Genomic DNA, 22,894 nt, shown 5'->3' on the forward strand with positions numbered 1-22,894 from the left:
GTAACCAATGTCATTTAGCGCCCTGATTTTAGCTGGTGGCCAATCCCGTCGGATGGGACAGGATAAAGCCGAACTGCGCCTGGGTAAGCTAAGCTTGCTGCAACATATGCAGCAACTGGCGAAGCAAGCCGGCGCCAGCCAGATTCTGCTTAGTCGCAATCAGCCCGGCACGACTTATATTCAGGATCTCAGGCCTGGTCAGGGGCCACTGGCCGGTATCGCGGCTGCACTGCGCTATTGTACTGAGCCGGTGTTGCTGGTACTGCCGATTGATTTACCGCTGCTGAGCGCCGGCAGCCTGCAACTATTAGTGCCCGGTGACAACGAACAAGCGGTCTGTTTTCGCGATTGGCCACTGCCACTGGCACTGCGACCAGACCCCAAGCTGGTGCACCTGATCGAACAACAATTGGATGCCGGTGAACGCTCAGTTAAGGCCCTGCTGGCAAAACTGCGCTGCACAGTGCGCCCGGCGCCCGACGCTGAACTATTCAATACCAATACCCCGGCAGAATGGCAGCAGTGCCTGAGCACACTACAGCAGGCTGCCATTTTGGAGGAACCATGCCATGACTAAAATTGCGCGACAATTTTATCCGCTACAACTGGCGGTATTGACCGTCTCCGACAGCCGTACCGCAGCAAATGACAGCAGTGGTGAGCTGCTATGCCAGTTGCTAACCCAGGCCGGTCATCAACTGGCTGAGCGCGCGCTGCTACCGAATAACCGTTATCAGCTCAGGGCGCTGCTAAGCCGCTGGATCGCCAGTACCGAGGTGCAGGTTGTCCTGATCAATGGTGGTACCGGCTATGCCGCCGATAATTGCACCGTTGCTGCTGTCACACCGTTATTGGATCAAACGGTACCGGGCTTTGGCGAGCTGTTTCGGCAATTATCCTGGCAGCAACTCGGCTCAGCGGCGATGCAATCCGGTGCTTTGGCTGGGCTGGCCAATGGCACCTTAGTGTTCGCGATGCCGGGTTCAGGTTCCGCCTGCACCCTGGCGATGCAACAACTGATTTTGCCACAGCTGGATGGCCATACCGGCCCCTGTAATTTTATTCCTCACCTGAAAAATAGTCCGGCCTGCGGCTGTACTACTGCGGAGACCGGCGCATGAATACCCTAACCCATCTCGATCCACAAGGTGCGGCGGCCATGGTTGATATTAGCACTAAAGCCGACAGCCAACGCCTGGCCCGAGCCGGCGCCCTGGTGCAAACCCGCCCCGAGGTAATCCGACTGATTGAACAGGCACTGCTAAAAAAAGGCGATGTGCTGGCCACTGCCCGCATTGCTGGCATTATGGCGGCAAAAAAAACCAGCGACCTGATCCCGCTCTGTCATCCGCTGCTGTTAAGCAAAGTCAGTGTCGATTTTCAGCTGGATGCGGCCGCCGGTCAGATCCGTATCGAAGCCAGCTGTCAGCTTAGCGGCAGTACCGGGGTCGAGATGGAAGCCCTGACCGCCGCCAGTGTCGCCGCCCTGACGATTTACGATATGTGTAAAGCGGTAGATAAAACAATGACCATTGGTGATTTGCGCTTGCTGGAAAAAACCGGGGGTAAATCCGGTCACTACCAATATCAACCTGAGTTACAGCAGTACCAATCTGCATGGGAGAGCACCGATGCTTAAAATTTTATTTTTTGCCGCCCTGCGTGAACGTTTGGCTTGCGCCAATACCAGCCTGGATCTGCAGGGGCAGGTACTCACAGCGCGCCAGGTGCTGGACAGGCTGGCCGGTCAATCCGCACTTTGGCAGCAACACCTGGCAGACGCTGAGCTGCTCTGTGCAGTGAATCAACAACTGGTAACGTTATCGCATCCGGTTGCTGCCGGCGATGAACTGGCATTCTTTCCGCCGGTGACCGGAGGCTAGCATGACGCTGCGGATTAAAGTACAACAGCAGGATTTTTCGCTAAGCCGTGAATACGAACTGCTGCGACAGGATGTCCGCTGTGGCGCCGTCGTCACTTTTACGGGTCTGGTAAGGGAGTTGGCAGAGGCAGAGCTGCTTGGCATGACACTGGAACATTATCCGGGCATGACCGAACAGGCGTTAACCCAGATCGCAATAGAGGCGCAGCAGCGCTGGCAACTGGGCGCGGTCAGCATTATCCATCGGATCGGTACCCTGTTACCCAACGAGCAAATCGTGTTTGTCGGCGTCGCCAGTGCGCATCGGGCCGCCGGCTTTGCGGCTGGCGAATTTATCATGGATTACCTGAAAAACCGCGCACCGTTCTGGAAAAAAGAACACACGTCCAGCGGCGAATACTGGGTTGCGGCGAAAGTCAGCGATCAAGCCGCATTACAGCGTTGGGAGTAACCGATGTTAAAAGTCCTGTGCTTGCTTTGTTTGTGTTTCGCCTTGCCACTTTATGCCAGTGAACGGCTGACCATAGCCGCCGCCTCCGATCTGCGTTATGCACTGGACGAGATCTTAAGCCTGTATCGCCAACAACAGCCGCAGACAGAGATCCGGGTGATTTATGGCTCCAGTGGCAAGATGACCACCCAGATCCGCCATGGCGCACCCTATGATGTGTTCTTCTCTGCCGATATCCAGTTTCCGCAGCAATTGTATCAGGAAGGGCTGGCCGTACTGGCGCCGCAACTTTATGCCCAGGGGCGGATTGTGCTGTGGAGTCCACGCCAGAATATGAGCGGCATCAGCTTAACCGAGCTGCCACAACTAGCGCTACGCCGATTGGCGATTGCCCAGCCCAGCCATGCCCCTTATGGTCAGCGTGCTCAGGAGGCATTAATCGCCGCCGGCGTTTGGCAGACGCTGCAAGCCAAATTAGTTTATGGCGAAAATATTGCGCAAACCGCGCAGCTGGCACAAAGCGGCGGCGCAGAGGTCGCCATTATTGCTTTATCGCTGGCGAAGTTTCCCGAGCTGGCCCAGCATGGCTATCAGCTGATCCCGGCAGAGTTGCATCAACCCCTGACCCAGGCTTACACCATCACCCGCACTGGTGAGGCCAAAACCAGCGCCTGGCACTTTGTCGCCTTTATGCAAAGCGCCGCGGTACTGGCTATCCTGCAGCAGTATGGTTTTGAACAACCCGGGCTCAGCACTACAACGGAGCCTGGCGATGCTTAACCTGGCACCTGAGGACTGGCTGGCCATTCAGGTCACCCTAAAACTGTGTTTTTATACCACGCTGATCTTACTGCTTATCGGCACGCCGTTGGCGTTCTGGCTGGCACAGGCACAAAGCCGCTGGCGCACGGCTATTCAGGCTCTGGTTGCCTTGCCGTTGGTGCTGCCACCAACGGTACTGGGCTTTTATCTGTTGCTATTACTGGGGCCGCACGGCGCTATCGGCAGCACGCTGGAAGCTCTAGGGCTGCGCCATCTGGCCTTTAGTTTTAGCGGTATTTTAATTGGCTCAGTGATTTACTCCCTGCCTTTTACAGTGCAGCCACTGTTGGAAGCGTTTCGCCGCATGGGACAACGACCACTGGAGGTTGCCGCTACTCTGGGTGCCAATCAATGGGATCAGTTTTTTAATGTGGTACTGCCACTTTGCCGCGGCGGCTTTGTCGTTGCTGCGACCCTGACCTTTGCCCATACGCTGGGCGAATTTGGCGTGATCCTGATGCTCGGCGGCAGTATTCCCGGCGAAACCCAGGTGTTATCGGTGTTAATTTACGATCATACCGAAGCGATGAACTACAGCCAGGCCCACCAGTTATCACTCGGTCTGTTAGTCACCGCCTTTGTAGTGCTGTTTATTGTCTATGGCCTGAACCGCCGCCTGGAACGCGAGGTAAGCCTGTGATGTCGTTCTGGCCAACGCGCTGGTGTTCCCCTGCCTCAGCCGCGCCTGCCAAGGCGCTAAGCAAGCAAGATGCCGGCATGCTGACTGTCGATTTGACGGTGCAGCAGCAGAACTTTAGTCTACAGCTGCATGAGCAGATCCCGCTGCAAGGCGTCACTGCGCTATTTGGCCGCTCCGGCTGCGGTAAAACCACGCTGCTGCGCGCAATCGCCGGGCTGGATCGCCACCCGACAGCCCGGATCCATTTTGCTGAGCGGCCCTGGCAAACCGCAGACACCTTTATGCCAGTGCATCAAAGGCGGATTGGCATGGTGTTTCAGGAAAGCAGTTTGCTGCCGCATTTAAATGTGCAGCAAAACCTGCTGTTTGGCTATCAGCGGCGAGCCAGCCGCCTGCGAGTGCAGCTGCCGCCGGCTGATGTTATCGACTTACTGGAATTAGCCCCATTGCTGACGCAAACGCCAGGCCAACTCTCCGGCGGCCAGCGGCAGCGGGTAGCATTGGGGCGGGCCTTACTCAGCCAGCCGCAGCTGCTGCTGTTGGATGAACCGCTGGCGTCGCTGGACCAGCAAAGCCGGCAGGAAATCTTACCTTTTTTACAAAAAGTGGCCCGTGAGCTGAAGATGCCGATGCTACTGGTAAGTCATCAATTAGAAGATGTGGTAAAACTGGCCGATCACTTGCTGTTACTGCAGGATGGGCGGGTAATCAGCCGTGGCCCGCTGGCACAGCAACTGCTGCAGCCGGAGTTCGCCGCCTGTGGTGCCATGTCGGTATTAACGGCAGTCTATCAGAGCTGTCAGCACTTTATGCTACAGCTCATTGTGGGTGGCCAATTACTGCAAGTGCCTGCGCCTGTTAGCTCGCCGACTGCGAACGGCAGTTACCGGCTGCGGATCCTGGCACGCGATGTCGCCTTAAGCCTTAAGCCACTGGCAGACAGCTCGGTCACTAATCAGCTGGCCGTCAGGATCATCGCTATTCAGGCTGCTGCGCACCCGGCAGAAGTTCTAGTGCAGCTTGAGGTGGCGGGTCAGCCGCTGCAAGCGCTACTAACCCGGCAATCGGCACAGCGGCTGGCCTTAACGCCTGGCCAGGCGCTCTATGCGCAGATTAAAGCCGTCGCACTGGATTAACTGGATTAAACAGCGGCGACGCCACTAAAACGGCTTACTGACTAAAACGCTTTAAAGCTTAGCGCAGCTGTGCACTAATGCCAGATTGGATCTACTGTAACAACTGACCAAAGGGCTGAATGGTTACGGCTTCACCGCTGGCAACACTGCCGCTGTCTTGCGGCAGCACGATATAGCAATTGGCATTGGCGATGGAGCTCAGCATACCTGAGCTTTGGCTACCCAAGGTTTTTACGAACAGCCCCTCGGCAGTGGCCCAATAGTAACCACGCTGATAATCCGCGCGACCTGGCTGTTTTTTTAAGGTCACAGTCGTCACTGCTGTGAGTTGGTTGGCCGGCGAGACGGCAGCACCGGCCAGCTTTAGCAGCACCGGCTGAACCAGTTGATCCAGCGTCACCACAGCCGCCACCGGATTACCGGGCAAACCAAAAAACCAACAGTTTTCCAATTTACCAAAGGCAAAAGGTTTGCCGGGTTTAATCGCCACTTTCCAGAAATTCACCTGGCCCAGTTCAGACAGCATTTGCCGCGTATAGTCGGCATCGCCAACCGAGACGCCGGCACTGGTAATCAGCACATCGGCATCGCGCATCGCGCTTTGAAACGCAGAACGAATTGCTGCTGGCTGATCGGGCAATAAGCCCAGATCCAACACCTCGACCCCAAGGCGTTGCAGCATGGCGCGCAATACTACCCGGTTGCTGTCATAGATATGACCTTCCGGTAACCGCTGTCCCGGTAATACCAGTTCATCACCTGTGGAGAAGATGGCAATCTTAAGCTTACGCCTGACCGCCACATTAGCAATACCCAGCGACGCCAATAGGCCTAATTGTGGCGCGGTTAACCGGCAACCAGCACTAAGCACCTGCTGCCCATTTTTTAGATTTTCGCCAGCTTTCCGTACATTTTCACCCACTTTCGGCACAAAATCTGCGATAACTTTGCCATCTTGCAGCCGTACCTGCTCCTGCATAATGACCGTATCGGCACCCGCCGGCAGTACGGCACCGGTCATAATCCGCACGCAGCTTTGTGGCGCTAACGCAGCAGCAAAGGCATGGCCAGCCAGCGCCGAACCTTGCAGTGTTAACGCTTGCCCGGCTTTGACCTCAGCCGCCCGCACCGCATAGCCATCCATCGCTGAGTTGTCGTAGCCCGGCACATCAAAACTGGCCAGCACCGGCTCTGCCAGTACCCGGTCCAGCGCCTGCGTCAGTGGCACCTGCTCAGTCTCACTGACGGGGCTGACCTGTGCCAACATCTGCGCCAGGGCATCCGCCACCGGCAGCAAAAGGCTTGCTGTCATAGCTTGCCGCCCTGCTGGTTAACCATCCAGACTGCGGCCTCAACCCGTGAGCGCAAGCCCAGCTTTTTCAGCAGATGTTTAACATGTACCTTCACGGTACCATCAGAGATATTCAGTTCGCGGGCAATCACTTTATTGCTCATACCTTTGGCAATCAGATGCAAAATCTCATATTCGCGGTTGGTCAAACTGTTTAGCTCAGCCGGCGTTTTCGCCTGTGGCCGACGCAAGGCGGTGGCCAGCACCTGGGTAATGGCTTCACTTAATACCATCTTACCTTCCAGTGCTTTTTTAATTTGATCCAGTAACACTTCCGGATCGGTATCTTTTAATAAATAGCCATCGGCGCCATTACTGATGGCTTTGACAATATCTTCATCGGCATCTGATACCGTCAGCATCACAATGCGTGACGTCACGCCCTCATCGCGCATCCGCTTCAGGGTTTCCAGCCCATCCATACCTTGCATATTCAGATCAAGAATAATCAGGTCCGGATCCAGTTCTGCCGCCAGTTTAATTGCATCCTGACCATTACTGGCTTCCGCTATCACCTCTAATTCGTCTTCCAACGCCAGCAACTGCTTTAAGCCTTTGCGTAATAAAGGGTGATCATCAACCAGCATTACGCTGGAAATTTGCTCTGACATAACTAGCTCCTGACTGCCGGCCCTGCGGCTCTACCCATATTAGCCTAGATCCAACGGCTTGATACTTTGATGTACATCATACTAATGGCGGCTACCACCTGTAGCCAAGGTTGGTACTAGTGGAGTAGCCCCTGGCAAAACTCTATCTATATTATTGTTTTTAATCAGATAACTGTATTGATTTCCACCGCACTACCACTTTTGAGGTACCCCCATTAAGCTGGCACAGCTGCCTGGCTAACTCCTTAGGCACATTGTGTCAGTCGCCGTCGCCAATCACACTTGCAACAGTAAGCACTCTGCCGAAAAACAGGAGTTAACTGATGTCAGATTTAAAAAGGTGGCAACCGGAAGATGAAAACTTCTGGCAACAAAGCGGGCGTGGCATCGCTACCCGCAATCTATGGATCTCTATACCCAGCCTGCTCTGCGGGTTCGCGGTCTGGATGATGTGGAGCATCATTAGTGTTCAGATGCTAAATCTTGGGTTTCCGTATTCCGCCTCGGAGCTCTTTACCCTGGCAGCAATCGCTGGCTTAAGTGGCGCGACCTTGCGCATTCCTGCCAGCTTCTTTGTCCGGCTCTGTGGTGGGCGCTATACCATTTTCCTTACCACCAGCTTATTGATGATCCCAGCGTTTGGCACCGGCATCGCATTACAGGATCCCAATACACCGTTCTGGGTGTTTCAGTTGATGGCCTTATTATCCGGCATCGGTGGTGGTAACTTTGCCGCTTCAATGTCGAATATCAGCTTCTTCTTCCCGAAAAAACAGCAAGGTTTAGCGCTGGGCATGAATGCCGGCCTGGGTAACTTTGGTGTCACCACCATGCAGATCCTGATCCCGCTATTTATGACCTTTGGTGCCTTTACCCTGGTCGGTGGCGGTGAGCCAATGATCCTGCAAAAGGCCAGTGGTACCCTGATTGGGAGTATCCCGGCTGGACGTGAAACCTGGATCCAGAATGGTGGTTTCTTATGGCTATTGCTGTTAATCCCGCTGGCCTTTGCCATCTGGTTTGGCATGAATAACATCAATACTGAAGAGGTAACACCTAAGCTACCGAGCGCCGTCGGTTCCTTCTCCATTCAGCTGGCGATGTATGGCATTGGCTTGATCGCCTCGGTAATTGGTTTATGGCTGATTCTACCGGCCAGTGCCAATGGCTCCGGCTTTAGTATTCCGAAAGAACTGGTATTAGTGCTGGTGCCAATGGCCACAGTACTGGCGCTGAAAGTATTGCCGGGCGCCATCCGTGCCAGTCTGGACCGGCAGTATAAGATTTTCAATAATAAGCACACCTGGGTCATGAGCATTCTGTATGTTATGACCTTTGGTTCCTTTATCGGTTTTGCCGCCGCGCTGCCGTTGTCGATCCAGGTGATCTTTGGCTACAGCCACCTGATGGTAGATGGCGTGATGACCCACAACACTCCGAATCCGAATGGTCCCAGCGCCCTGACCTATGCCTGGATCGCCCCCTTTATCGGCGCCTTAATCCGGCCGGTGGGTGGTTGGATCTCAGACCGTTTAGGTGGTGCTCTGGTTACCCAGATCTGTGCCGTGGTGATGGTACTGGCAGCCTTAGGTGCCGCCTTCTTTATGCAGCAGGCTTATCAATCGGCAACACCAGAGCAGTACTTTATGCCGTTCTTCCTGATCTTCCTGCTGTTATTCGCCGCCAGCGGCATTGGTAATGCATCAACCTTTAAAACCATTGCCGTGGTGTTTCCAAAAGAACAAGCCGGGCCGGTGCTGGGCTGGACCTCTGCCGTCGCCGCCTACGGTGCTTTCTATATTCCACAGGTATTTGGTGAGCAGATCAAAGCCGCAACCCCAGAATATGCGATGATCGGCTTTGCCATCTTCTATGCGCTGTGTCTGGTATTAAACTGGTTCTTCTACCTGCGGAAAAGCGGCGAGTTTTATAACCCTTAAGCTTGTCTGCGAGCATGCAAGGCGCAGCCCTCAACAGGGCTGCGCTTTTTTTCAGGCTGTTTTCGGTTGCTGCAGGTATTCCGGTAAGAAGCGGAAGTATACCCCAGTGCCGCCCTCTGACCGGCGTCGGATACTGATCTCCCCGGCCAGATGTTTGCTTCGTTCCTGAATAATGGCTAAACCATAATGATTAAGTTTTTCGGCTTTATCCGGGATCCCGACACCATCATCCTCCACCGCCAGTAAAATATACTTTTGCCCATCCTGCTGCAGGCTAATGGTCAGGTTCTGCCCCTGACTGTGGTGCACCGCATTCTGGCTGGCTTCGCGGATAATCTGCAGTAAATGAATTTCTTCATGCGGCGCCAGCGGCACATTCGCCAGCTGATAATCCAACCGGATCTGTAAGCCCGACTGTTCGCTTAACTGGCTGACTGTGGTCTGCAGCGCACTGAGCAAGCCAGCTCCATCGACTTTCAGACGGAAAGTGGTTAACAGCTCGCGTAACTGCCGGTAAGCGGCATCGAGGCCACTTTTCAGCTCTGCTGACACATCCTGCATCACCAGACGGTCATCCTTGTTAATGGCTTTATTGAGCCGGGTCACCTGAATTTTCAGATAGGACAAGGCCTGCGCCAGTGAATCATGTAACTCGCGCGCTATGACCGTACGCTCCTGCATCAGCGCCAACCGCCGCACCTGCTCCTCTTCTGATTTTAAACTCAGCGCCAAAGCCAGTTGATCGGCAATGGCCATCACCAGCTGTTGTTGCCATAACAACATCTTCTCTGAGGCGTTCAGCCGTACGACCAGAACGCCATATTTATGTCTCTCCCGCTGCAACACAAAGTTGTGCACCTGACACTGCTGCCGGCTCAATGTCTCAGTTAAACAGTCGCCACAGTTTTCAGCCGCACAGGGATCCGCCAGGCTATCGGCATGAATTTGCAGGTAAGGTTGATTTCCTTGCTCGGTAAACAGACAGAGCTCGATATCTGCCAGACCGGTAATACTGCGCAGTTGGCTGATGATCTCGGAAAAGTCCTGATACTCTGAGGTATGTTCGCTGATCCGCTGCGCGGTGTTATATAGAAATTTCAGGGTCGTATTGGTTTGGGTCAGCTCTGCCGTTTGCTCTTCCACCCGCTTTTCCAGATTGCCGTACATATAACCAATGGCCGTATTCATCTTATTAAAGCTGGTGGCCAACATCCCGAGCTCATCCTGATGCTGCGGCGTGATACGGTGAGTAAAGTCGCCCTGCGCAATACGCCGGGCACCGCGGATCAACTCTTTTAACGGCTCCTCCACCATCACCTTCAGCCAATACATGACGATGATCGACAGCAAGATGGTGGCCATCACCGCAATAACCTGCACCGAGCGAAATGCCTTAACCTTTTGCTCTGCATCCTGCTGGATCACCAGCACCAGCTCATCCAACAATCTGACCTGCTCGGCCAAGCCGGCTTCCAATTCGGCTGGAGGGACGGCGCCAGACTCCAGCGCAGGCGCCAACTGTTGCCAGTGCTGAAAAGCACTCTGGTATTTTTGCAGAATGTCTGGCTGATGCAAAAAACGCTGAAAAACGGGATGCTGCCAACTGCTGGCAAATTGCTCATTGGCTCTTTGCAGTTTAGTGACGTCCTGTTGCAGCGTTAACCAGGCCAGGCGATAGCTTTGCATCCGCAGCGAGCCGGCAACATTAACTGCATGCGCATCGCTGTCAGCCTTATCCGACAACCAATACGACACCATCATCGTTGATAACGCCAACGTCACGATACAGGCCAGAGCGATATTGATCCGGGTAACAATTGAAAAGGTGCGCATCTGAAACTCCCACTACTGTCTGTTCTAAGCTTAACCCGCCAGCGCCTTTCCTGCAGAAAAATCCGCTTACCAAATCTACGGGGATACTTGGGCTACCCCCTTTTCCCCAGCCAGAGTACACCTTCAGACAAAGTGAGTAGACGCCTGCAGCCAAGGCCTGCATTTTCAAGCATTTAGCCAATTAGCGCACTACCACCTTTGGGGTATTTTTCTTAATTTTCAGCAATTTAGCAGCATGGCAACCTTGATCTGAATCAAGCAGAATTGAGTGGTAGTTTCTATAGTGTGCTTACTGAAAAAGCAAAAACCTCTGTTCATGCAGGACAGGACCAGGAGTCAAGTATGAGTCATCTGTTAGATAAACTGCGGTTTTTTAGAACCCGCAAAACCCCCTTCGCCAATGGCCACGGGGTGACCACCAATGAGGACCGGACCTGGGAGCAAGGCTACCGGCAACGCTGGCAGCACGATAAGGTGGTACGTTCCACGCACGGTGTAAACTGTACCGGCTCTTGTAGTTGGAAAATCTATGTCAAAGACGGCCTGGTCACCTGGGAAACCCAGCAAACCGACTATCCGCGTACCCGTCCGGATCTGCCAAACCATGAACCCCGTGGCTGTCCGCGTGGCGCCAGCTATTCCTGGTATATCTACAGTGCCAACCGGCTGAAATATCCGAAAGTGCGGCAGCAACTGATGAAGCTGTGGCGTGAAGCCCGGGTGCAGCATAAAGATCCGGTGAAAGCCTGGGAATCAATCGTCAGCGATCCACTAAAAGCCAAAAGCTACAAAGAACGCCGCGGTTTGGGTGGCTTTGTCCGTGCCAGTTGGGATGAGGTGAACGAGCTGATTGCCGCTTCTAACGTTTACACCACTAAAACCTATGGCCCGGACCGGGTAACCGGTTTCTCGCCTATTCCGGCTATGTCGATGGTGTCCTACGCCGCCGGTGCCCGTTATCTGTCGCTGATTGGCGGTAACTGTTTAAGCTTTTACGACTGGTACTGCGACTTACCCCCGGCCTCACCGCAAATTTGGGGCGAGCAAACCGACGTACCAGAATCCGCCGACTGGTATAACTCGAACTACATTATCGTTTGGGGCTCGAACGTGCCGCAAACCCGCACCCCGGACGCACACTTCCTGACCGAAGTCCGTTACAAAGGTACTAAGACCTGTGTCATTACCTCGGACTACTCAGAAGCCTCTAAGTTTGGTGATACCTGGTTAGCACCGCGTCAGGGTACCGATGCTGCCCTGGCCATGGCCTTTGGCCATGTGATTTTAAAAGAATTCCACGTTGATAATCCGAGTGCTTACTTTACTGACTACGTGCGTCGTACTACCGATATGCCGATGTTGGTAATGTTAGAGGAGCAAAACGGGGTGCTAACCACCGGCCGCTTCCTGCGCGCGGCCGATCTGGTGAATAACCTGGGTGAAGACAATAACCCGGATTGGAAAACCATTGCTGTTAACAAAGATGGTCGCCTGACCAGCCCGAATGGTGCCATTGGTTATCGTTGGGGCCAGGCCGGCAAATGGAACCTGGAGCAAAAAGACAAAGACGGTGAGCTGGAGCTGCAGCTGCAGCTGAGTTTAAAAGACAACCGCGACGAGCTGGTGGATGTTGGCTTCCCGTATTTTGGTGGTGCACCACACGAGTACCAATACTTCCAGCATACCGATCATGCTGATGTACAAATGCGCAAAATTCCTGCTAAACGCGTCGAACTGGCCAGTGGCGGTACCGCGCTGGTCGCTACCGTATTTGACCTGATGCTGGCGCAATATGGTGTGGATAATGGTATTGGTGATGAAAGCCGGGCGAAATCCTATACCGATAACGTGCCTTACACCCCGGGCTGGCAAGAAGCTATTACCGGCGTGAAGCCGGATGATGTGATTCGGGTCGCGCGTGAGTTTGCCCGTAATGCCGATAAAACCCGAGGCCGCTCCATGGTCATCGTCGGCGCCGCGCTGAACCACTGGTACCACATGGATATGAACTACCGTGGCCTGATCAATATGCTGATGATGTGTGGCTGTATCGGTCAAAGTGGCGGCGGCTGGGCGCACTATGTCGGTCAGGAAAAACTACGGCCACAAACCGGCTGGACCCCACTGGCCTTTGCGCTGGATTGGCAACGGCCACCACGCCATATGAACGGTACCTCGTTCTTCTACAATCATTCCAGCCAATGGCGTTACGAAAAGCTGGATATGACGGAAGTCATTTCGCCACTGGCCAATAAAGACAAATGGTCTGGCAGTATTGTCGACTATAACAGCCGCGCCGAACGCATGGGCTGGTTACCTTCAGCACCACAGCTGGGCACGAATCCGCTAAAACTGGCGGCCGCAGCCAAAGCTGCCGGCAAAGAGCTGAAAGACTATGTGGTGGAGCAATTAACCTCGCGCAATATTAAATTTGCCTGTGAGCAACCGGAAAACCCACAAAACTTCCCACGCAATATGTTTATCTGGCGCTCTAACCTGCTGGGTTCCAGCGGTAAAGGCCATGAATATATGCTGCGGCACTTACTGGGCACCAAACACGGCCTGCTTGGCAAAGATTTAGGCGGTTTTGGCGGTAAAAAGCCGGAAGATGTGGAATGGACCGATCAGCCGGCTGAAGGTAAGGTCGATCTGTGGGTGACGCTGGATTTCCGCATGTCTACCACCTGTCTGTATTCCGACATCGTACTGCCTACCGCCACCTGGTATGAAAAAGACGATATGAATACCTCGGATATGCATCCTTTTATTCACCCGTTAACCGCGGCCATTGATCCGGTGTGGGAAGCCCGCAGTGACTGGGAAATCTTTAAAGGCATCGCTCAGGCGTTCTCTAAAGCTGCCGTTGGTCACTTAGGCGTGGAAACCGATGTTGTAACCACACCGATGCACCACGATACGCCTGCCGAGCTGGCACAGCCTTATGGCGTAAAAGCCTGGTGGAAAGGGGAATGTGAGGCCATTCCGGGCATCACTATGCCACACATTAATATTGTAGAACGCGACTACCCTAATACCTATGCCCGCTTTACTTCAGTGGGTCCACTGCTGGAGAAAATCGGTAACGGCGGTAAAGGCATTAGCTGGGATACCAAGGATGAAGTGGAGTTTCTGCGTAAGCTGAACCGGGTACATACCGCTGACGGCGTGAATAAAGGTATGGCGAAAATCGATAGCGCTATCGATGCCGCAGAAATGATCCTGACGCTGGCACCGGAAACCAACGGCCACGTGGCGGTAAAAGCCTGGGGCGCACTGAGTAAAATCACCGGCCGCGACCATACCCATCTGGCGACCAAAAAGGAAGAAGAGAAAATCCGCTTCCATGACATCGTGGCCCAGCCACGCAAGATCATCAGCTCACCCACCTGGTCAGGGCTGGAAGATGAGCATGTGTCTTACAACGCTGGCTATACCAACGTGCATGAACTGATCCCTTGGCGCACCATTACCGGCCGTCAGCAGTTCTATCAGGACCATGAGTGGATGCGCGACTTCGGTGAGCAGCTGTGTAGCTACAAGCCGCCGATTAACCTGAAAACAGTGCAGCCGGTGCTGAACAAGAAGTCGAATGGTAACAAAGAAATTGTGCTGAACTGGATCACGCCACATCAGAAGTGGGGGATTCACAGTACTTACTCTGACAACCTGTTAATGCTGACCTTATCGCGTGGCGGTCCCATTGTCTGGCTCAGTGAAATTGATGCCAAAGCAGCCGGTATTGAAGATAACGACTGGATTGAAATCTTTAACGTCAACGGCGCTATTGCGGCCCGCGCCGTGGTGTCACAGCGGGTACCAGAAGGTATGAGCATGATGTATCACGCCCAGGAGCGGATCGTTAACGTGCCCGGCAGTGAGTTAACCGGTACCCGTGGCGGTATCCATAACTCAGTCACCCGCGCCGTGATGAAGCCGACGCATATGATTGGTGGTTATGCCCAGCAGGCTTACGGTTTTAACTACTACGGTACCGTTGGCTGTAACCGGGACGAGTTTGTCATTGTGCGCAAGATGAGCAAAGTCGACTGGCTTGATACTAAATAAGGTTGGAGTAAGTAAGATGAAAGTTAGAGCCCAAATTGGCATGGTGCTGAATTTAGACAAGTGCATAGGTTGCCACACTTGCTCCATCACCTGCAAAAACGTCTGGACCTCACGTGAAGGGGTCGAATATGCCTGGTTTAACAACGTCGAGACCAAGCCTGGTATCGGCTTTCCGAAAGAGTGGGAAAACCAGCAAAAATGGAATGGCGGCTGGGTCCGCGAAAACGGCAAACTGCAACTAAAAATCGGTGGTAAACGCCGCATCCTGGCAAATATTTTCGCCAACCCGGACTTACCGGAAATTGACGACTATTACGAGCCGTTCGATTTCGATTACCAGCATTTACATAATGTGGGTGATACCAAGCACCAGCCGGTGGCCCGCCCGCGTTCGCTGATTAGCGGCCAGCGGATGGAGAAAATCGAATGGGGTCCAAACTGGGAGGAAATCCTCGGCACCGAGTTCGAGAAACGGAAAAAAGATAATAACTTCAACGAAGTAGTGCAGAAGGACATCTACGGTCAGTTTGAAAAGACCTTTATGATGTACTTACCCCGGTTGTGCGAGCACTGTTTAAACCCGGCTTGCGTGGCGGCCTGCCCGTCTGGTGCCATCTATAAACGGGAAGAAGACGGCATAGTGCTGATCGATCAGGACAAATGCCGCGGCTGGCGGATGTGTGTCTCGGCTTGTCCGTACAAAAAAATCTACTACAACTGGAAGTCCGGCAAATCCGAAAAATGTACGTTCTGCTTCCCACGGATTGAAGCCGGTCAGCCGACCACCTGTTCGGAAACCTGTGTCGGCCGGATCCGCTACTTAGGCGTACTGCTGTACGATGCCGACCGCATCGAGTCAGCCGCCAGTGTCGCCAACGAAAAAGATCTGTATCGGGCACAGCTGGATATCTTCCTCGATCCGAACGACCCGGCGGTAATTGCTGCGGCGCGTGCTGAAGGCATCAGCGATAACTGGATTAAAGCAGCCCAGCGTTCACCGGTGTATATGATGGCGATGGACTGGAAAGTGGCGCTGCCACTGCACCCTGAGTACCGTACCCTGCCGATGGTCTGGTATGTACCACCACTGTCACCGATCCAAAGCGCAGTGCAGGCCGGTCATGTCGGCATGAATGGCGAAATTCCGGATCTGAAGTCGCTGCGTATTCCGCTGCGTTACCTGGCCAATATGCTGACCGCTGGCGACGAAGCACCGGTAGTTCGCGCCCTAGAGCGGATGATTGCGATGCGCGCCTTTAAACGTTCGCAACAGGTTGATGGCGTCGAGGATCTGGATGTGCTGAAGCAAGTGGGTCTCAATGCGCTGCAGGTAGAAGAAATGTATCGCTATATGGCGCTGGCCAATTATGAAGATCGCTTTGTGATCCCAACCAGCCACCGTGCCTATGCCGAAAATGCCTATGACCTGAAATCCAGCTGTGGCTTTACCTTTGGTAATGGCTGTGGCGATGGCAATAACGACGTTAACCTGTTTGGCACTAAGGCCAAAGGTGTACGCCAGGTTATTCCGGTTGAGCTAAAGGATTAAGGGGGTTTTATGCAAATTCTACAGTTAATTTCCGTGCTTTTGGATTACCCCAGGCCCGAGTTGGTTGCCGCACAGGATGAGTTACTGGCCGTGGTTGCGGCCAGTGAGTTACCGCAGAGCAAGAAAGACAGTCTCAGTGCCTTTATCAGTCAGCGCTGCGGCGCTGAGCTGATGGACTGGCAATCTGAATACGATGGTCTGTTTGAACGTGGTCGCTCCTTATCGCTACTGATTTTTGAGCATGTGCATGGCGAATCACGTGCCCGTGGTCAGGCCATGGTTGATTTACAGGCGCAGTACAAAGCAGCCGGTTTAGATATCGGGGTCAAAGAATTACCCGACTACCTGCCACTCTATCTGGAGTTTTTATCTACCCAGGGCGCGGAAAATGCGCAAATTGGGCTGGAAGAAATTGCGCCTATCCTGGCGGTATTGACCTGCCGGCTGGAACAGCGCGACTCGAATTACGCCGCTTTGTTCCAGGCCCTGCTGGCGCTATCGGCAGCAGAGGTCGACCTGGCCGATATCAAGGCACAGATCGCTAACGAAAAACGCGACGACAGCCCTAAGGCGCTGGATAAAGTCTGGGAAGAGGAAATGGTGACCTTTATGAGCGCTGAGCAATCCAACAGCGCCTGCGGCACCGGCAATAAACCGAGTGAATCACAACGGCGCGATCAATTTGTACCGCTGAGCACGGATTTATTGCATACCGACGCCCTGGCACAAGAACTATTTCACGAAGCCGCCGCGAAGCGCGCTTAAGGAGCATTTACATGGCACACTTAAACCTGTTTGCCTTTGGGATCTACCCCTATATTGCCATCGCCATTATGGTGATTGGCAGCTGGATCCGTTACGACCGCGAACAATACAGCTGGAAAACCAGCTCATCCCAGCTGTTGGAAAGCAAACAACTGCGTAAAGGCAGTATTGCTTTTCATATCGGTATTCTGGGGATCTTTTTAGGTCACTTTGCCGGCCTGCTGCTACCAAAAGAGCTTTGGTATCTGTTTGGTATTACCAGCTCAATGAAGCAAATGATCGCTATCGTTGCCGGTGGTATCTTTGGCCTGATCTGTTTCTACGGCCTGACTATCCTGATTAAACGCCGGCTGTTTAACCCACGCATCCGAGCTACCAGTAACCCGATGGATATCGCTATCCTGCTGTTACTGTACGCGCAATTAATCCTGGGCTTACTGTCTATCTTTGTCTCGATGGGGCATTTGGACGGTACTGAAATGCTGAAATTAATGGCTTGGGCACAAAACACTGTCACCTTTAATTCCGTTGCCGCGGCAGAGTCAATTAGCAGCGTGCATTGGATCTTTAAGCTGCATGTGTTCCTTGGCTTAAGCTTGTTTGTAGTATTCCCGTTCAGCCGCTTAGTGCATATGTTAAGTGTGCCGGTACAGTATATGCGCCGGCAGCACCAGATAGTGCGGCAGCGGTTTGTGCGGTAAAGGTGGGATGGTTTAATCGTGTTTGCGGCAGTGCTTGCGACCATTCATCCGGTGGTAAGCACTCCGTACAACTTTGCCGGGGCACGCCGTAAATACATCCCTGTAGGCTCCCCTTTCGCATCCATGCGAAAGACGTCCCCGGCCAAAGTGTACTGCGCGCTGACCACCTCGTTTCAGACTGAGGTTAAGTTCGCCAACAGTATTTGGCTTCCGAGGTTAATATGATTCAAGTAAATAACATCCCAATTAGCGAAGCCGCCATTATGGCGGAAATGCAGTACCATCCGGCAGACAGCAAACGTACGGCGATGTTAAAAGCCGCCGAGTCGCTGGTGATTGGCGAACTGCTGCGCCAGCGTGCGACCGCGCTGGGGCTGGAAATCAGCACCGAAAATAATGTGGTTACCGAAAATAACTATCTGGATGCGTTACTGGCGCACGAGGTGGTGATCCCCACGGCCACAGATGCCGAATGTGAGCAGTATTACAAACTGAATCCGCAACGCTTTACCAGCTCACCGCTGTTAGAGGTACGGCATATCCTGTTGGCCGCGGCGCCGGAAGATGATGCTGCCCGGGTTGAAGCTAAAACCCTATCGGAGATACTGATCCAACAGTTGCACCAAGGCACACCCTTTGTCGAGGCCGCCCGCACCTACTCGGCCTGCCCGTCGAAAGAAACTGGCGGCAGTCTTGGACAAATCAGTCGTGGTCAGACCGTGCCGGAGTTTGAGCGGCAGATTTTTAGTGCTGAACCCGGTTTAATGCCGCAGGGCGTCGAAAGTCGGTATGGGGTGCATGTGGTCGAAGTGATGCGTAAGGTACCAGGTCAACCCCTGCCTTATAGCGCCGTTAAGCAAAAAATTGCCGATTACTTAAATGAAAAGGTAAGGCGTAAAGCCATTGCCCAGTACATTCATCAACTGATCGTTCAGGCCAACATTGATGGCTATGACTTCCAGTTATCTGACTCACCACTGATGCAGTAACAGGCATTCCTGGCTCCACAACCAGCATCCGTGCTGGTCTCTCCGCGCCGCCACTGGTGTTCAGCTGGCGGTTTTTTCTTACCGGAATACGGCCTGGTTTAAGTGCAAACCGTTAATTAGCGTCTGGGTAGATATGCATAGGCATCGCGCAGAATGCGATCGCGCTGGCGATCAAAGCGGTCATGCTCGCGTTCCACTTTTACCGCAAATTTGTCGTAAGCCCGATCCACCTTGCGCTGAAATTTCTCCCGCTCTTTATGATGTGGCCGGCCTTTCCCTTTGCGGGTATCGTGCCGGTATTCACGGGCCAGTTTGTCCAGCTCCCGATCCAGCTCACGCTCATAACTGGCCAGTTTACGCTGATGCTCAGCCGCTAAACGACGTAGTTGCTGACGGGTACGATCGTCAAGACGTGGTGGGGCATGCCGGATTTCATAATGCCGGCTATAACCCTGGTACACCGGATCAATCCGCGCCACCCTTAACAACTCGTCTGCCGCCCGTTGCAGCGTAAAGGCGACCACATCCTGTGCCACCTGCTCGACCGGATCATAGCGCTGCTGATGCGCACTCAGCGGCCAGGCCGTTAAGGTTAATAGGGTGGCAATTACCAAGCTTTTATTGATACCTGTTTTCATAGCAGGCTCCATTTCTGGCTAAACACCTGTTGATTGTGGCCCACCGGCCTTAACCGACGCTGAAGCAATTTCCCCTGTACCACCGATGGGGTAACAACTGCTGTAATGACGCGACCTGGCAAGCCAGCCTGGCGGTTACAGTTAGCAAAATTTGATCTGGATCAACCTTTCACCGCGCTAAGCATCTAAGCTAAACCACAATATCTAGTGATAATTAACAATACCAACACAAGATAGAGGGTTTTATGCTGTATTACACCGCTGAACAAGTTGTCTGGCAAGAAGTACCCGGCGAAGTGTCGCTGGCATACACCTTCAGTGGCTGCCAGCTGGGCTGTAAAGGTTGCCATAGCGCCGATAGCTGGGATCCCAAACAAGGACGCCCCCTTAGCCCGGAGCATTTTCAGCAACGTTTGCAGGATTATCAGGGGTTGATTAGCTGTGTGCTGTTTTTAGGCGGCGAATGGGCAGCGCCAGCATTACTAAAACTGCTGACGCTGAGTAAAACCGCAGGCTTAAAACGCTGCCTCTATACCGGGCTGGAACTGGCTGAGCTAAGCCCATCCATCCGCAGTGAGCTGACTTTTGTGAAAACCGGGCGCTGGTTTGCCGCGCGCGGCGGTTTGCAAAGCCCAACCACCAATCAAAGATTTATCGATTTGCGAACAGGCCAGTGTCTGAATTCGCACTTTCAACAACGCAACTAACACAATGCAAGAGGGAATGGCTATGGCGGCGCTTAACACCGAACAACTACAAAAGAAACTGAGTTTTATTGAGCAATATTTACTGGCACCTAATGCTGCCGATGGTTCGAAACTGGATGCCAATGCCAATGTCACCCAGAAAAATATTGCGACCCTGGAGGCTGAGCTGATGAAAGATCAGTTTATTCAGGTTAATCGCGCTCTGGTCAGCAATAAGATCCGCGAATTATTTGATGCTAAGCTGGCGAAGGAGTATCTGCGCCAAATTGAGCAACATGAAATTTATGTGCATGACGAAACCAGCCTGAAGCCCTATTGTGTATCGGTTACCATGTATCCGTTCTTACGCGATGGTCTGACGAAACTGGGGGGCGAGTCGCAGGCTCCGAAACATCTGGAGTCCTTTTGCGGCTGCTTTGTTAACTTTGTATTCGCCGTGTCCAGTCAGTTTGCCGGCGCTGTGGCCACGGTCGAGTTTCTGACCTATTTTGATTATTTTGCCCGTAAAGATTATGGCGATAATTATCTGCAAACCCATCGCAAACAAATCGAAAACCATCTGCAGCATGTGGTATATGCACTAAATCAGCCGGCAGCAGCACGCGGTTATCAGAGTGTATTCTGGAATATCTCAGTGTATGACCAGCACTATTTTGCCAGCATGTTTGGCAACTTTGTGTTTCCGGACTTTGCAAAACCAGAATGGTCTTCGGTGTCAGCGTTACAGCAATTTTTCCTAAGCTGGTTTAATCAAGAGCGCGAGAAAACTATCCTCACCTTCCCGGTGGTCACCGTCGCCATGCTGACTGAGAACGGCCGCTGCAAAGATCAGCTGTTCGCGATCGACATCGCCCGCGAAATGGCAGCCGGGAATTCGTTTTTTATTTATCAGTCTGATAATGCCGACTCACTGGCAAGCTGCTGCCGGCTGCGTAGTGAAATCAGCGATAATACCTTTTCTTATTCGTTAGGCGCTGGCGGAGTAGCGACCGGCTCCATTAATGTGATTACTCTCAATATGAACCGGCTGGTCCAGGATGGCCGTGATTTAGCAACAGAGGTCAGCAAAATCCATAAATATCAGGTTGCCTACCGCAAACTCCTGGAAGAGTATAAAGCGGCCGGCTTGCTCACCGTATACAATGCCGGCTTTATCAGCCTGGATAAACAATTTCTGACCATTGGCATTAACGGCATGGTTGAAGCCGCCGAATCCCAGGGCCTAAGCGCTGGCAATAATGCCGCCTATATCAACTTTGTGCAGCAACAGCTAAAAGTGATTTTTGAGGCTAATAAGGCGGCAAAAGCCGAATACGGTTATCTGTTTAATACCGAGTTTGTGCCAGCGGAAAATCTGGGGGTAAAGAACGCTAAGTGGGATCGCGAAGATGGCTATGTTGTGCCGCGTGATTGCTATAACTCCTATTTTTACGTGGTAGAAGACGAGCAAAGCAACACGCTGGACAAGTTTCAACTACATGGCCGTCAGCTCTTGGATTATCTGGATGGTGGCTCAGCGCTGCACCTGAACCTGGAAGAAAAGCTGGATCTGCAGGGCTATCTGCAACTGCTGAATATTGCTGCTCATACCGGCTGTAATTATTTTTGTGTTAACGTCAAAATCACTATCTGTAATCAGTGTGACGCCATAGATAAGCGCACTCTATGCCGCTGTACCCAATGTGGTAGTCAGGATATTGATTACGGCACCCGGGTCATTGGCTATTTAAAACGTATCTCCGCCTTTAGCGCCGGCCGCCGGCAAGAACATAGCCTGCGGCATTATCACCGCCAGGCCAGTACCCGCTTACAGAAAACCGGTTAAGGCGTTCCTGGCCCCTTGCGCAATTAAGCGGAGGCGGTTTGGGGGCTTGCTGGCCCCCTTTTTTCTTAGCTTAGCTACTACTGTGGAGGCATAGCGCGCAGGCCTTACCCACCGTAAACTGCTTTATCAGTCCCAGCGGAAGCGCAATGAGTAACAAACCCAAGCTGCAAACCGCCATGCAGCAGCTGATTAGCGAAGTTAAAGCCACCCTGCCGCTCTACGAACCGGCAACCTATGTTTGCGGCATTACCAATAGCGATTGTCAGGGCTGTCCGAAGAAAATGCTGGAACTGGTCGATTCTGAACTCTGCTTTTGGGAAAGCGCGCTAAAACAAGGTCGCATCCCTAAGTTTGATGAATTGCGCCGCTTTGGCAAGCTATGCCAAAGCGTGCATCGTAATTTGGTGCGAAATAGAATCCTACCCACTGCTTTATAGGTGAAAGGTACCCACTTTCGTTCGATGCAAAGTAGGCTACCCCATCAGAGGTAAGGCGCCCCCTCCTTTGCCGGATAGCGGCACTGCCCCACTGTTGTTAGCATAGCGACCAGATCATCCGCTTGGAGCCAACAGCATGAATATTCAGTCATACCAGGACTTACTGCAGGCCGCAGCAATGCAACCCGAGCCACAACGGCTGTTATTTGTGTTTGCTAAAGCTGAACTGCCTAATGGCTATACCGATAGCCAAAAACAAAACTTTGAGCAGGGTCAGGGCGGCGCTCTGGCGCCGGTACTCTGTGTCGATAAATTACCGGAAGAGGTTAGCGCCTTTCAGCAATTGGTAACTGAATCGGCTCACACCGGCATCGACTGGGATATCGCCTTTGTCTCGGCCATGGGTGGCCGTGGCGGCTTTCCGCCGAATAGCGACGAGGCCGTACAGCCATTACAAATGATGATGCAGAAAATTCAGGGCGGCATGATTGCCGACTTTCTGACCTTTGATAAAAATGGCGACCTGGTGGCACTGTATTAGCGAATAGCTC

22 protein-coding genes are annotated in these 22,894 nt (G+C 53.0%); 18 read left to right on the forward strand and 4 right to left on the reverse strand.

Features of this window, described 5'->3' with window-relative positions:
• The first annotated feature begins 7 nt into the window (after positions 1-7).
• The 8 genes from H1D31_RS02710 to modC are packed head-to-tail and all read left to right on the forward strand — an operon-like array spanning position 8 to position 4,932.
• Entirely contained in the window at positions 8-577 is a 570-nt protein-coding gene (locus tag H1D31_RS02710) for a molybdenum cofactor guanylyltransferase (RefSeq protein WP_261255800.1), read from the forward strand.
• Complete coding sequence (locus H1D31_RS02715; protein ID WP_008950934.1) at positions 570-1,121, forward strand: molybdenum cofactor synthesis domain-containing protein; 552 nt, start codon at positions 570-572, stop codon at positions 1,119-1,121. Before H1D31_RS02710 ends, H1D31_RS02715 begins: the two co-directional genes overlap by 8 nt.
• A complete protein-coding gene (moaC, locus tag H1D31_RS02720; protein WP_008950933.1) occupies positions 1,118-1,639 on the forward strand; it encodes a cyclic pyranopterin monophosphate synthase MoaC in 522 nt (173 codons plus the stop codon). Before H1D31_RS02715 ends, moaC begins: the two co-directional genes overlap by 4 nt.
• Entirely contained in the window at positions 1,632-1,883 is a 252-nt protein-coding gene (locus H1D31_RS02725) for a MoaD/ThiS family protein (RefSeq protein ID WP_008950932.1), read from the forward strand. The genes moaC and H1D31_RS02725 overlap by 8 nt, the downstream gene beginning before the upstream one ends.
• Position 1,884: 1 nt before the next feature.
• Positions 1,885-2,334 carry a molybdopterin synthase catalytic subunit MoaE gene (gene moaE, locus H1D31_RS02730; protein WP_261255803.1) on the forward strand — a complete coding sequence of 150 codons (450 nt, stop codon included), beginning with the start codon at positions 1,885-1,887 and terminating at the stop codon, positions 2,332-2,334.
• Between the two features lie 3 nt (positions 2,335-2,337).
• Positions 2,338-3,114 (forward strand): molybdate ABC transporter substrate-binding protein, encoded by a 777-nt coding sequence (gene modA / locus H1D31_RS02735; protein WP_261255804.1) that lies wholly within the window; start codon positions 2,338-2,340, stop codon positions 3,112-3,114.
• Positions 3,107-3,796 (forward strand): molybdate ABC transporter permease subunit, encoded by a 690-nt coding sequence (gene modB / locus H1D31_RS02740; RefSeq protein WP_008985366.1) that lies wholly within the window; start codon positions 3,107-3,109, stop codon positions 3,794-3,796. Before modA ends, modB begins: the two co-directional genes overlap by 8 nt.
• Positions 3,796-4,932, forward strand: a complete 1,137-nt coding sequence (gene modC, locus H1D31_RS02745) for a molybdenum ABC transporter ATP-binding protein (protein ID WP_261255805.1) — start codon at positions 3,796-3,798, stop codon at positions 4,930-4,932. The genes modB and modC overlap by 1 nt, the downstream gene beginning before the upstream one ends.
• Before the next feature lie 91 nt (positions 4,933-5,023).
• Here modC and moeA read toward each other — a convergent pair whose 3' ends face one another.
• Together moeA and narL are read right to left on the reverse strand one after the other, a co-directional pair.
• Positions 5,024-6,244, reverse strand: coding sequence for a molybdopterin molybdotransferase MoeA (moeA, locus tag H1D31_RS02750; protein WP_261255806.1), 1,221 nt, complete (start codon positions 6,242-6,244; stop codon positions 5,024-5,026).
• On the reverse strand, positions 6,241-6,894 hold the full coding sequence (gene narL / locus H1D31_RS02755; protein ID WP_065954683.1) for a two-component system response regulator NarL: 654 nt from the start codon (positions 6,892-6,894) through the stop codon (positions 6,241-6,243). Before narL ends, moeA begins: the two co-directional genes overlap by 4 nt.
• 323 nt (positions 6,895-7,217) lie before the next feature.
• Between narL and H1D31_RS02760 the strand changes: the two genes are divergently transcribed.
• On the forward strand, positions 7,218-8,834 hold the full coding sequence (locus H1D31_RS02760; RefSeq protein ID WP_261255807.1) for an MFS transporter: 1,617 nt from the start codon (positions 7,218-7,220) through the stop codon (positions 8,832-8,834).
• A 51-nt stretch (positions 8,835-8,885) separates the two neighbouring features.
• Here H1D31_RS02760 and H1D31_RS02765 read toward each other — a convergent pair whose 3' ends face one another.
• Positions 8,886-10,667, reverse strand: coding sequence for an ATP-binding protein (locus tag H1D31_RS02765; RefSeq protein ID WP_261255808.1), 1,782 nt, complete (start codon positions 10,665-10,667; stop codon positions 8,886-8,888).
• Between the two features lie 342 nt (positions 10,668-11,009).
• Between H1D31_RS02765 and H1D31_RS02770 the strand changes: the two genes are divergently transcribed.
• The 5 genes from H1D31_RS02770 (at position 11,010) to H1D31_RS02790 (ending at position 18,736) form a co-directional block, all read left to right on the forward strand.
• Positions 11,010-14,732 carry a nitrate reductase subunit alpha gene (locus H1D31_RS02770; RefSeq protein WP_261255809.1) on the forward strand — a complete coding sequence of 1,241 codons (3,723 nt, stop codon included), beginning with the start codon at positions 11,010-11,012 and terminating at the stop codon, positions 14,730-14,732.
• A gap of 16 nt (positions 14,733-14,748) precedes the next feature.
• Positions 14,749-16,281, forward strand: a complete 1,533-nt coding sequence (gene narH, locus H1D31_RS02775) for a nitrate reductase subunit beta (protein WP_261255810.1) — start codon at positions 14,749-14,751, stop codon at positions 16,279-16,281.
• 9 nt (positions 16,282-16,290) lie between these two features.
• The gene (gene narJ, locus H1D31_RS02780) at positions 16,291-17,046 is read left to right on the forward strand and encodes a nitrate reductase molybdenum cofactor assembly chaperone (protein ID WP_065954688.1); all 756 of its coding nucleotides are present in this window, start codon (positions 16,291-16,293) and stop codon (positions 17,044-17,046) included.
• A gap of 11 nt (positions 17,047-17,057) precedes the next feature.
• A complete protein-coding gene (gene narI, locus H1D31_RS02785; protein WP_261255813.1) occupies positions 17,058-17,747 on the forward strand; it encodes a respiratory nitrate reductase subunit gamma in 690 nt (229 codons plus the stop codon).
• A 221-nt stretch (positions 17,748-17,968) separates the two neighbouring features.
• Positions 17,969-18,736, forward strand: coding sequence for a peptidylprolyl isomerase (locus H1D31_RS02790; RefSeq protein ID WP_065954690.1), 768 nt, complete (start codon positions 17,969-17,971; stop codon positions 18,734-18,736).
• Positions 18,737-18,852: 116 nt separating this feature from the next.
• On the opposite strand, the gene H1D31_RS02795 is transcribed toward H1D31_RS02790, so the two are convergent.
• A complete protein-coding gene (locus H1D31_RS02795; protein WP_237709347.1) occupies positions 18,853-19,374 on the reverse strand; it encodes a hypothetical protein in 522 nt (173 codons plus the stop codon).
• A gap of 245 nt (positions 19,375-19,619) precedes the next feature.
• Here H1D31_RS02795 and nrdG point away from each other — a divergent pair, with 245 nt between their 5' ends.
• From nrdG to H1D31_RS02815, 4 genes are all read left to right on the forward strand, one after another.
• Positions 19,620-20,081 carry an anaerobic ribonucleoside-triphosphate reductase activating protein gene (gene nrdG, locus H1D31_RS02800; RefSeq protein ID WP_261255817.1) on the forward strand — a complete coding sequence of 154 codons (462 nt, stop codon included), beginning with the start codon at positions 19,620-19,622 and terminating at the stop codon, positions 20,079-20,081.
• A gap of 22 nt (positions 20,082-20,103) precedes the next feature.
• The gene (gene nrdD / locus H1D31_RS02805; RefSeq protein ID WP_261255819.1) at positions 20,104-21,906 is read left to right on the forward strand and encodes an anaerobic ribonucleoside-triphosphate reductase; all 1,803 of its coding nucleotides are present in this window, start codon (positions 20,104-20,106) and stop codon (positions 21,904-21,906) included.
• 146 nt (positions 21,907-22,052) lie between these two features.
• On the forward strand, positions 22,053-22,343 hold the full coding sequence (locus H1D31_RS02810) for a hypothetical protein (protein WP_065954691.1): 291 nt from the start codon (positions 22,053-22,055) through the stop codon (positions 22,341-22,343).
• Positions 22,344-22,479: 136 nt separating this feature from the next.
• Entirely contained in the window at positions 22,480-22,884 is a 405-nt protein-coding gene (locus tag H1D31_RS02815; RefSeq protein WP_261255821.1) for a ribonucleotide reductase subunit alpha, read from the forward strand.
• Positions 22,885-22,894: the final 10 nt, after the last annotated feature.

It is taken from the genome of Alishewanella sp. BS5-314 (genome assembly GCF_025377695.1).
GTDB lineage: Bacteria > Pseudomonadota > Gammaproteobacteria > Enterobacterales > Alteromonadaceae > Alishewanella > Alishewanella aestuarii.